The organism is Acinetobacter sp. ANC_7654, from assembly GCF_056779855.1.
The window spans coordinates 176,812-188,719 of the sequence record NZ_JBWYIR010000006.1 but is presented as its reverse complement, the minus strand read 5'-3'; the positions used below and the strand labels follow the sequence as shown (position 1 = coordinate 188,719).

At 35.1% G+C, this 11,908-nt stretch carries 7 protein-coding genes and 1 pseudogene; 7 read left to right on the top strand and 1 reads right to left on the bottom strand.

Annotated elements, in window-relative coordinates; all coding sequences use genetic code 11:
• The 5 genes from AC1M86_RS08785 to AC1M86_RS08765 all read left to right on the top strand — a co-directional run.
• Positions 1–3,227 (top strand): BapA/Bap/LapF family large adhesin (locus AC1M86_RS08785; RefSeq protein ID WP_481607778.1); only part of this gene is annotated, 3,227 nt, incomplete at its 5' end.
• Between the two features lie 1,031 nt (positions 3,228–4,258).
• Entirely contained in the window at positions 4,259–5,023 is a 765-nt protein-coding gene (locus tag AC1M86_RS08780) for an AraC family transcriptional regulator (RefSeq protein ID WP_481607777.1), read from the top strand.
• Positions 5,024–5,119: 96 nt separating this feature from the next.
• The gene (gene leuA / locus AC1M86_RS08775) at positions 5,120–6,817 is read left to right on the top strand and encodes a 2-isopropylmalate synthase (RefSeq protein ID WP_481607776.1); all 1,698 of its coding nucleotides are present in this window, start codon (positions 5,120–5,122) and stop codon (positions 6,815–6,817) included.
• Between the two features lie 223 nt (positions 6,818–7,040).
• On the top strand, positions 7,041–7,229 hold the full coding sequence (locus AC1M86_RS08770) for a helix-turn-helix domain-containing protein (RefSeq protein WP_481596350.1): 189 nt from the start codon (positions 7,041–7,043) through the stop codon (positions 7,227–7,229).
• Between the two features lie 63 nt (positions 7,230–7,292).
• Positions 7,293–7,919, top strand: coding sequence for an IS30 family transposase (locus tag AC1M86_RS08765; RefSeq protein ID WP_481607775.1), 627 nt, complete (start codon positions 7,293–7,295; stop codon positions 7,917–7,919).
• A gap of 317 nt (positions 7,920–8,236) precedes the next feature.
• On the opposite strand, the gene AC1M86_RS08760 is transcribed toward AC1M86_RS08765, so the two are convergent.
• Entirely contained in the window at positions 8,237–9,631 is a 1,395-nt protein-coding gene (locus tag AC1M86_RS08760; protein WP_481607774.1) for a hypothetical protein, read from the bottom strand.
• 243 nt (positions 9,632–9,874) lie between these two features.
• Here AC1M86_RS08760 and AC1M86_RS08755 point away from each other — a divergent pair.
• Positions 9,875–10,806: pseudogene (locus tag AC1M86_RS08755) on the top strand (IS5 family transposase).
• A 145-nt stretch (positions 10,807–10,951) separates the two neighbouring features.
• The gene (locus AC1M86_RS08750) at positions 10,952–11,887 is read left to right on the top strand and encodes a hypothetical protein (RefSeq protein WP_481607773.1); all 936 of its coding nucleotides are present in this window, start codon (positions 10,952–10,954) and stop codon (positions 11,885–11,887) included.
• Positions 11,888–11,908: the final 21 nt, after the last annotated feature.

Here is an 11,908-nt window from a genome sequence, read left to right as displayed (position 1 = left end):
CTGCGGCAGAACAAGCGCTGATCGATGCAAATGCCAATGGGCTCATCACTCCAACAGAACTTACTGCACTGACTCAAGCACGTGATGATGCGCTTACTGCTAAAGAAGAAGCACAAACAAAAGTGACAGCGTTACCTGAGGCAGTACAAGCAGAAAAAGATGCGCTACAAGGTCGTTTAAATGACCTGGTTGATATCACTTTACCAACAGTAAATGATCAAAATGAAAATGATATTTCTGATGATATTGATACTTTACTAGCGGGGGTCGAAGCTTTAATAGAAAGTGCTGAAGAAGCTTATACAACGGCTGAAGAGGATTTAGCTGACGCCTTGCAAGACGGTACTGTAACACAGGCAGAGGCTGATAAATTGCAAGAGTCCCTAGAAGCTGCTCAGGCAGCAAAAACTCTTGCACAACAAGCATTAGACAATATTGATCAAACTTCAGACGCGATTGAAGCTGCAAAAGCTCTATTGCAAGAAAGAATAGATGATCTCGTAGATATTGAGGTACCTGAGCCATTTGCAACAGCGAATAATGATGTGCAATTGGTATTGGATATCACACCGACTGTAGATGTTAATGAAACACCAACAGAGCTTAACTCAACAGGATTTACAGTGGGTTCTGTTGGCTTAGGTCCAGTGTTAAATGCAAGTGTGCTTGAAAGCGTATTTAGCTCCTCAGTTTCCCTTTCAGTCGAAGAAGGCACCGAAAGAGATATTAGTTTCTATGCTGATGCTGGTGGTCTTACAGCAGGGACGATGAACTTATTTATGTATAAGTTAAATGAGTCAACTGGTGAATATGAATTAAAAGAAAAAATTGATAATTGGTATCTCGTTGTATTAGGTGGTGTGTCAGAAACGATAAGTCGTTCTTTAGATGAAGGAGAGTGGCTCATTGTATTAGGTAACGGCCAAGGGTTGTCAGCTGTTACGGGGTATACATTAAGATTTGAATCAGATGCTGTACGTGATTTTAATAATCCAGAAGCTGTGACAGGAACAATAAACGGTAATGTGATTACGGATCAGGATTATCAAAATGGTACAGATGTCGTCCCAGAGGGTAGTAAAATCAGTGGAGTTACTCATGGTGAAAATACCATTAATCAATTTACAGATGGTATTGCAACAATTAAAGGGGAGTATGGCACTTTAACTATCTCTGAAAATGGACAATATACATATACAGTAGATCCATTATTTAGAGATTACGGTGAAGTTGATCGTTTTGTATATGAGGTAACGGCACCAAATGGTGAAAAACGCACAGCTGAATTAAATATTGAATTAGTGCGTGTTGCCACAGATGAAAATGCCATCATTGATAATACAGTATTACTTGATGTTACTCCTGATTTAACTGAAACCACAGGCGAAGAATTAGGTATTTCAAATGCAGTCGCATTGAATTTACTTGATCTAGGTATTGCTGGTGATGTGTTGTCTGCAAGTGTAATTGGTACGGAAGGTGTCATGGACTTCACTGTTGAAGACGGTACTTTCCAAGAAATGACCTTTACCGGTTCCGCGGGCGGGGTAACGATACTTTCAACATTTAGTTTGGTTATCTATCGTTTAGATGAGAATACTGAACAGTTGGTTCAAGCACACGAAATTCCAAATTTTGTTCAAGTGCTCATTGGCGGTGGTGTTTCAACCCCGGTAACATTGAGTTTTGGTGAGGGTACTTACGTTGGTATTATCAAGCAAACTAGTGGTGTAAACGTAATTGGAGGAGCTTCAGCTCAAGTTACAGATGTCAATATTTACGATTATGCAAACCCAGAAACGATAACTGGATCAGTTCAAGGTGATGCGACTCCGATTACGACAGATAAATTAATATTGGTAAATAACACTGATGTGGTTGAAGGTGAAGCTTTAGTTGTACAGGGTCAATATGGCTCACTCAATATTAATACTGACGGTACTTATACCTACAATGTTACAGTTCCACAAAGCACAGTGGGTTGGACTCCACCATATGGTGAGATTGATCGTTTTGAGGTTGTAGTGGAACGAGCAGATGGTACAACTTACATTGAAGTTCTCAATATTAAGATTGATACCAATACAGTAGCTAACGATGCAGAAGTTGTAGACGTTCAAGCTGCAAACTATTCAACGCTCAATGAATCTGTAGAGTCTGGAATTATTGGATCTGCAAGTCGTACATTAGAATTTAAAGTTGAAGAAGGATCTTATATTAGTAGCTTAGATCTCCAAGGGAATATCACTCGTACTTTAACTAATGATAATCCTTCAATGAGTGTTGTGATTAATAAGGTGACTACTCAGCTTGTCAACGGCGTTGAACAGCAAGTGCTTGAACAAGTTTATACCGGAAATGTTAGTATTACATGGCCAGCTGGAACAATATTGAATCCTTCGACATCAACGACTTATGCCTCAGAAATTATTTTAGATGATGGCAAAGTGCTCGATGCAGGTGATTATGTTATTTCAATTAACACAACGAGTAGTACATTTAATTCAGTGAATGTATCTAGTGCATCAATTACTGGAATAATGGTCAATAATATTACTCCAACTGATACACCATTGCTCGAGGGTGATTTATTTGAAAATGATACAGCTATCGACCAAATTGATATTCTGAAAATTGGATCTAAAGAGCTTTATGTAAATGATCCAGCTAAAGGTGGTCAAGAGTTCACAGTTCAAGGTAAGCACGGTGTCCTTACTGTGTTCAAAGATGGCACCTATGAGTATCAACCATCAGGTTTAAGTGGAGGTCTTGAAACATTCACCTATACAACAGTTTCTAAAGCGGGAACATCACAATCTGCAACACTTGAAATTAATGTTTCGATGACGTTAACTGGAAGTGATGAGGCAGATACCGTACAAGCATCTGCTTCAATCGATACTTTTACTCTTGGTGAAGGTGCTGATACAGTCCTTTATGATGTGCTCAATCAAGCTCAACATACCGAAAGTCCAGATATTTGGACTGACTTTAATCAAGCTGAAGGTGATCGAGTTGATATTTCTGCTTTATTAAAAGATCAGAATGTTACATCGTCTAACATTGGTGAATTTGTAACGATCAAACAAGATGGTGCAAATACGGTGATTAGTGTTGATACTGATGGGGCTAAAACGAAATATAACCCAACTGAGCTTATTGTTCTGCAAAATACAGATAGCAGTCTTTATGCGATCGATGATCTGTTAAAATATAATCAAATTTAATTAAACAAATGAAAAGAGGTCTTTCGAGACCTCTTTTTATTTTTAAAAATGTGAAATCAAAAGTAATTGGTATGAAAAAAATAAAATTCTAATAATTTGAATAAATTAATTTTTGAAGAACAAAAATTTTATTTGTTATTTCGTCATTTGAAAAATATTCTAATAAAATAAAATTCATTATGGAGACGCGATTGCAACAAAAAAATCATATCCAAGCACCATTTTATAGAGCTTTATGTGTTAGTTATCAGGGGTAGACTTAATCATAAAAAAATGTTGTTTAGGATTTATTGATAATAAAAAATGGTAATGATTAAAAAAATTAAATTCCTACTCCAAAGAGATTTTCATCTCTATATTTAGACCTGTTTTTTGAACGTTATTAAATAGAATATAGAAATAAACACTCGCTCCGTTAAAAAAAGTTAACCTTGCTCATTTTTATTTGTGTTTTCAGGTGGCTAGTATGGGGGTAGTAGTAATGTCTAATTTTATAACTCGATATGTGTTGCAGAATTAGGTTATAGAGATCATTTTGCCTGAGTTTGAAGAATAATCCGCTCATTACTCATTATTCACATTGGATTTAAAGGAGTGCTTGCATAATTCGATATTCTTAAATTGGTTGAAAACTCAGTGCTTTAACTTTGATTGATTTTGATGCTTAAATAAACATGTGAATATGAAAATTTTAATCTGAAAACTTAACCCTGCTATTTTGTTTTTAGATACAATAGCTTGCATCACGCGACACATAAGTTGTCATTTCCCTTTTAATAAATTCAAAAAGCTTCGTAATATTTGTGACACATAATGACAATTTTAGCGACACAACCTATGTCATTTTTTTGGATATAGCGACACAACCTGTGTTATTTTCCGAAAATAGTTCTTAGACTAAGAAAACTATAACAATTACTTTAATCTATTCATATATCAGCCATTAAGTCAACTACAAAGCTCCCTATAAATATTTTTTATTTCTCGATCATCTATAAAATATGAATTCGAGCATTAAGGAGATACATCTCGTGCATTATTCTCATGGTCAGCTTAGTTATCCAGTCTATGCTTATGCACAGTCGTATGCTCATGGTTATGTAGAAGGGACTCATCAACATGACAGAATCCAGTTACTACATACTCTTTCTGGAGTCATTCATGTACGAACATCAGAAGGAATATGGGTCATCCCTCCATCTAAAGGTATATGGATACCTGAAAACAAAAAACATTCAATCAAGATATTTGGTAATGTGGAAGCCCGAGGAATATTTGTTGATCCCTTTGCCCGTGCTGATTTCAATAAGCAATGTAGTGTTGTTGCTATTCCAAAACTTCTGTCAGAACTTATTAATCAGGCTGTACAGATAAAAGAAGAAATCTTACCTCATACTAGAAACGAACGGCTTTTGGAACTCATATTAGATGAGTTGCGCTTTTTAGAAGAAATTCCATTTCAGTTGCCAGAAGCAAAGTCAGAGATACTCAAAGAAATTTGTGAAAATATCAAAGCAGATCTCTCTGGAACCAACCATTTAGAGATGGTTGCCGAACAGCATGCTTTTAGCTCTAAAACACTTTCAAGACTTTTCCAGAAAGAACTCAATATGAATTTTAGTGTATGGCTGAAGCAAGCAAAATTGCTGCAAGCCTTGACTGATTTGGAAATGAGAAAGCCAATACTCAATATCGCTTTAGATTTAGGCTATGAGAGTCCTAGTGCTTTCTCCTATATGTTTAAAAGACAAATGGGAATGACGCCTACAGAATATATAAAGAAAAAATCAGATTAGATTTTGTCTTTTTCTAGATGGTATTTGTCTTTAAATCGAAAGAAAGACAAAAAATGATGATTCATGATGATGTGATTAAAGTCATAGGATCACATCATGTTAACTCATCCTCAAAATAAATATCGTCCATTCGATTTTTCCGATTTTACTGATAGAACATGGCCAAGTAAAAAAATTACTCACCCTCCTGTTTGGTGTTCAACCGATTTAAGAGACGGTAATCAGGCATTGGCCAATCCTATGGATCACGATAGGAAACTTAAATTTTTCCAAATGCTTGTTGAATGTGGATTCAAGCAAATTGAGGTTGCGTTCCCTGCGGCATCAGAAACTGATTTTAATTTTGTTCGTTACCTCATCGAACATGATCAGATTCCAAATGATGTTTGTATCCAGGTTATGACTCAAGCCCGACCAGACCTAATTGAAAGAACCTTTGAGTCTCTGATGGGAGCAAAGCAAGCGATTGTTCATGTTTACAATGCCACGGCAGAAGTATTCCGCAGAATTGTCTTTCAAAAGTCTAAACAGGAAATTATTGAACTAGCCGTTGCTTCAACACAACAGGTGAAATCTCTATGTAAGCAATATCCAGCAACTAAATGGACTTATGAATATTCTCCGGAGACTTTTTGCTTTACCGAAATTGAGTTTGCGCTAGAAATTTGTGAAGCCGTAGCTGAAGTTTGGGCTCCAAGTCCTAAAAATCCAATGATTATTAATTTGCCCACTACCGTTGAAGTCAGTACACCTAATATTTTCGCCGATCAGATTGAATTTTTTTGTAAAAATTTTACTAAACGAGGACAGGTTTGTATCAGTGTGCACCCTCATAATGATAGGGGAACAGGCGTTGCAACTGCTGAATTAGCATTACTTGCAGGTGCAGACCGTGTTGAGGGCTGTCTATTTGGTAATGGTGAACGTACAGGGAACGTTGATCTTGTGAATATTGCTTTGAATATGTACACACAAGGCATTTATCCTGAACTTGATTTTTCTGACATCAAGAAAGTGGCAGAGATCGTGAAAGAATGTAATGAACTTCCGATTCACCCAAGGCATCCTTATGTAGGTGAATTAGTATTTACAGCTTTTTCAGGTAGTCATCAGGATGCAATTAAAAAGGGTTTTAAAGGGAGAAATGTTCAAGATCATTCATTTTGGGAAGTTCCATATCTGCCTATAGATCCAGCTGATTTAGGGTGCAGTTATGAGGCTGTAATTCGTGTAAATAGTCAATCTGGTAAAAGTGGTGCCGCTTGGATATTGCAGCAAAATCATGGCATAGATTTACCACTAAAGTTACAAAAAGATTTTAGCCAAATCGTGCAAAAGATGACGGATAACAATAAGAAAGAGTTATCTCATGCTGAAATTTGGACAGTATTTAGAACGGAATATGGTATAAACGCTAATGAAGATAATTTTGAACTTGTAAGTTATCAATCGGATAAAAAAGATGATGTTTATGAAGTCAAACTATCTATTGAGTTACATGGTGAGATTATCAATCTAGTAGGTTGTGGAAATGGATTATTATCTGCCTCAGTCAATGCTTTAAATAAGAAATGGCCTTGTAAAATAACGATTGCTGAGTATTCAGAACATACTTTAGGGAAGCAGAGTAGTAGCCGGTCTATTAGTTATATTCGTTGTATAGACTACAGTGGAAATACGTATTGGGGAATTGCAATTGATACTGATATTGCTTCCGCATCTATCCAAGCACTATTGAATGCATTTTCTAGGTCGTATAAGTTGAATTATTTAGAAAAATTACAATTAATATGACTACAGTGATTAGGCAGGTGACTATATAGTGTTATTTTTTAAAGCAGAGATTTATATTTCTAATCGGTTTGTGGTACTAAGGAAAAAAAACATTCACAATAAAATTTTTGAATGATTAAGTTATTGGAAGGAAGTAAGATGATTTAGCATTTTGCTTCCGACCATCCAAAGTCAAAATTGCTTCATGAACTATACTCATCTTACCTAAGAAGAAAGATATCAGATTTATATATTATTACGTGAAGGTTTTTTTAAACATTATATCGCTTGGAGACTCAATCGGTCACCTTCAACTATTTCTAGAGAAATTAAACGTAATCGAGCGAGAAATGGTTACTTCCCTACACATGCTAATACACTCGCTCGAAGACGCCATTGTTCCAATTCTAAAATAATCCCTTGTGAAATATAGGCACAAGTTATCTCTTATCTTCTATGGAGTCCTGAACAGATCGCTTCTCGTGTTTCAGTCAGTTTGCATTCAATTTATCGCTTCATTCGGCAGGATAGAAATAAGGGTGGCACACTCTTTCACAACCTACGTTTCAGAAATCAAAGGAAACGAAAGTACGGCTTTCATGAAACCCGTAGATGCATTCATAATAGACCTATTGAGATTGAGCATCGGACTCGCTTTGGTGATCTGGAAATAAACACGATTGTAGGTAAGAACTATCAGCAATCCTTGGTCTCGATTGTAGATCGCAAGACAGGTTATCTATGGCTCAAAAAGTGTAGCTCACGAAAGGCAGAAGAAGTTTGCCAAACAACTATCCGTCTATTTGAGCCGATCAAAGGTCATCTCAAAACAATCAACGCAAATAATGGTAAGGAGTTCAGCCTGCATGAGTATACTGCTCAAGAATTAGACATAGACTGGTGTTTTGCTGATCTTTATAATGCTTGGCAACGAGGCACAAATGAAAATACCAATGGTCTAATCAGGCAATACCTTAAAAAAGGGAGTGATTTAAATATCTATACGGATGAATACATCTCAGAAATCACTCAACGTTTGAATCATCGGCTAAGAAAAGACTCGGCTTTAAAAGTCCGAGTCAAGTATCATGGCAACAACATGGTGTTGCACTTCAAATGTTAATCTAAGAATCTTAAAACTTAACCCTGCTATTTTATTTTTTTATTCTTGAACATACTAAACCTGCTTGAGTAAAAAAAATAACGTCGTCACGCGACACATAAGTTGTCATTTTGCTAAGTGTAAATCAATAAGTTAACGATCGTTGCGACACATAATGACATTTTTAGCGACACAACCTATGTCATTTTTTGGATAAAACGACACAACCTGTGTCATTTTCTTAAAAGTGGTTTGTTTAATATCATCTTTGAGCTGGTACGTATTAGTATTTATAAATGGTCTCTATATTTTGACACTATTGTTTAATAACCTTTATTTTAAATTTTGTCATTTCCTAATGGGAGCGTGAAATTAGAACTTTCATTATCTAACTGTGCTTTAGCTTCAGGTCGCATGTGACCACATTTTATAAGTTGATCTAATATTTTCGGATTGTTTTTTATACCTACTAGGGTCGACATTTGCTGTATTGCTATCATTTCGTTATTGCTTGATGGGAAGCCATCTGAAAATGTTGCATCGATGGTAGTTGCATTTTTTACTTGAGAAATGTTGGTTGGGTAATCTCTATATGCATAATGATTGTGTTTTTTTATTAATGTGTTTAATTGATTTGCTTTTTGGATTAAATCCACTGGAAGATCATCTGAATTTATATTCCTGCTGATGATTGCTATTTGTGCACTGATGCTATTTGTGATTGGGATATTAAAATCACGGTTTTTAAAATATGCGTACATCTGGAAATTAAATGCTTCTTTAATTTGTTTAGCTATGAAGTCATTGTTATTTTCATTTCCTTTGCTGTAGCAGATCAATTGTAAATTTTGCGCTAAGTTCTTTTCAAGATATCTAGTCATTTGGGCGGCTGCATAAGTTTCAATTGTTAGTTTGTCTAGAGTGTCGATAAAGACTTTAATTTGATCATAAGCTTGATCATCTACACTAGCTGCGTATTTATTCTGCAATTTTGCTAAGCTTTCTGATTGCTTGGAGATGGGTTGCACACACTGTTGTTGAAGCTGATCTGAGTTTAGAAACAAATGGTCTGAAGCTGATTCCAAACACCCGATATATGCTTGCTTTAAAAGATCCACATTGTCCGAAATAGCTTTTAAATAAACTTGTGTAATTTGAGAGCGTTGATTTTTATTAGCTTTGCTTGAGAGATAATTGTCATAAATAAAATAAGATACGAAGCTCATTACTGCAACATAAAAGATAAGTAAGAAAACTTTGTTATCTAAGCTTGATGCAGCATAGCCTGATTGTATAAATTTTTGTGCCCTAGGTGATTCATTTATTCTATCATTTATAGTAGCCCATCCCCATAAACAAACTTGAGCTTGACCTCCGGCTCTTTCTGAGTTGAGTTGTGTAACATAGTCTGTTAGTTGGGTGTCATTTGGCTTGGTGTGTAATATGTAAAATACATCACAATTGTTTGGATATTTTTCATCAATAAGCCTAATCATATCTGATATATCAGATTTTTTTAATTTTGTATTTATTGATTGATCGTAACATTTACACTGTAGCACTATGTGTTTGTTACCCACTATTCCTAAAATATCTGCACCATATTGTGCTTGCCCATTTCTACCATATTTATGAAAGTTAACTTTATATATATCTTCGAACAATACCACTATTAAGCTTTCGAAATCTTTTGGGTTTAATGGCGGGTTATTTTGTAGAGATACTAAAGGCATATGAACTCATCTTTTTAAAGGCTTTAGTTTTGAATTTATATTATTTTTTTATTTGATTTGTATTTATTTTTTACAAGACGATGATTTTAAATGTGGTGTGTTTCGTAGATGGGTTCTTCCAGTTATTATCAAATTATTCTGATACTAATTCATTAATCTCAGCCTTTTTGAAGATTCTTACATTTCATCGGCTTTGTTGCACAAAGCTATTCTTAAGGGCTTCTTCAGCCATATAATTTTCAAATGAAGAAGCCTACACACAAAATCTACCGCACAACCAATTGGCCCGCATATAACCGAGCACTCATTAATCGTGGAAATATTGCCATTTGGTTTGATCCTATTACGCAATGGTATGCTCTATCAAAAGGCAAACAAGGACGAAATAAAACTTACTCCGACGCAGCCATCCAATGCTGCTTAATGATTAAATCCTTATTTCGTCTGTCTTTACGTATGGTTACTGGCTTTGTACAAAGTCTGATTAAACTTTGCGGATTAAATTGGACAGCGCCAGATTACAGTAAGCTTTGTAGAAGACAAAAGTATATTGATATTGCAATCAGCTACCAAAAAAGTAGCTATGGGCTGCATCTACTCATGGACTCTACAGGCTTGAAGTTTCTAGGTGAGGGCGAATGGAAACGCAAGAAACATGGACCTGAATATCGTCGCCAATGGCGTAAGCTACATATTGCTATAGATGCTGAAACTCTTCAAATACGTGCTATTCAGCTCACAACCAATAATATCAGTGATTCACAGGTACTAGGTGATTTACTTGATCAGATTACACAAGATGAGCTGATTGACTCTGTTTATACCGATGGAGCTTATGACACCAAGCAATGCCGTCAGGCCATTGCAGATCGGCAAGCGCATGCGGTGATTCCACCTCGAAAAAATGCGAAACCATGGAAAGATACAAAGAGCAGCTCGCTAAAGCGAAATGAATTATTCGAACAGTTAAACATTTAGGTAGGACACTATGGAGAAAATGGTCAGGCTATCATCGCCGAAGTTTGGTTGAGACTAAGATGCACTGCATCAAATTATTAGGAGATAAACTCAGTGCAAGGAGCTTTGATAGCCAAGTCAACGAGGTTCATGCACGTGTAGCAGTCCTCAACAGATCTACGGAATTAGGTCGACCACTTACCCAAGTTACGCCTTAAATTTGGCTCAATTAGGGGCGCTTTGCCTTTCAAATCTTTGTGCAACAAAGCCGATATTAAGTAATAATAGCTAAAGCTAAATAATCTTGGCATGGATTTCTATTGATTAAAATGATTTGAAAGGAAAAATACAAATGGGGGATAAGTGAATTTTACTCTTTTTTTGGTTCAGAGAATTAAGCTAATTGTTGATAATAGTGGGTTTATTGCTAAATTTATAATAGGCGTTGGCTTATGTATGATCCTGTTATATTTTTGGCATATCGATTACTTTCCTACGGATTTATCTTTAGGAGATGGGCTACTATTTTTCCTTATTACAATAAAGTTTATATTCATTTATGTATTTTTTTTAGCCTCACACTATGCGCTCGGGAGTGTTTTATTATTTTGTCTAAAAGTTATAAGAAATTTTTTTATTATTCTATTCTCTTTACGACAATTCTTTTCTGAAAGAATAATTGATTTAATCTTTTTGAAGTTAGATTTAAAAAGAGTTTTTGAGAAATTAGGCAAAAATTTTCTTAAATTTATCTTTTATATTTATGGCTTTGCTTTTGCGTTAACATTTTATAGTGGAAATTCAAAAAATATATTGTTAATGCTAGTTTTAAGTCTTCTTTTAAAAGTTTTCATTGATAAATTCATTGAAAACCTGAAGTGGAATAACGACAAAATAGCTGACAATGCAAGTAACGAAAAAAATATAAAGCTTTTAATGATGCTACTTTATATTTTATTTGTTCCAAGTACTGTATATGCTTTCTATGCTGAAAAATCCAAAAATATATTTATTAATCTAGTATTAGGTTCCGTAAGAGAGGATGAGAAGAACAGTTTAATCTTTATCAAAACTGAATATAAGGACTTCTTTCCAGAGTCAAGTATTGGCAAGAAAAAAGGTGGATATGTAGAGTTAAAGAGAAGTGAATTACTCTTAAAAGGGATTGGTAAGAATGCATTGATTCAATATAAGACTAAAACCAAAGACCAAAATTCAGAAGATATAATGATAAAAGTGAAAGTTGAAATGCCTAATGATGCCTTATTAATTGTAAGAAGATCCCAACATAAAAACTAAAAGGGGTTTGAAAAAATATGT

What these genes read in the sequence shown, in the direction of transcription:
- leuA (WP_481607776.1), top strand. Translation starts at nt 5,120, where the DNA reads ATGTTAACTCATCCTCAAAATAAATATCGTCCATTCGATTTTTCCGAT.
- AC1M86_RS08760 (WP_481607774.1), bottom strand. Translation starts at nt 9,631, where the DNA reads ATGCCTTTAGTATCTCTACAAAATAACCCGCCATTAAACCCAAAAGAT.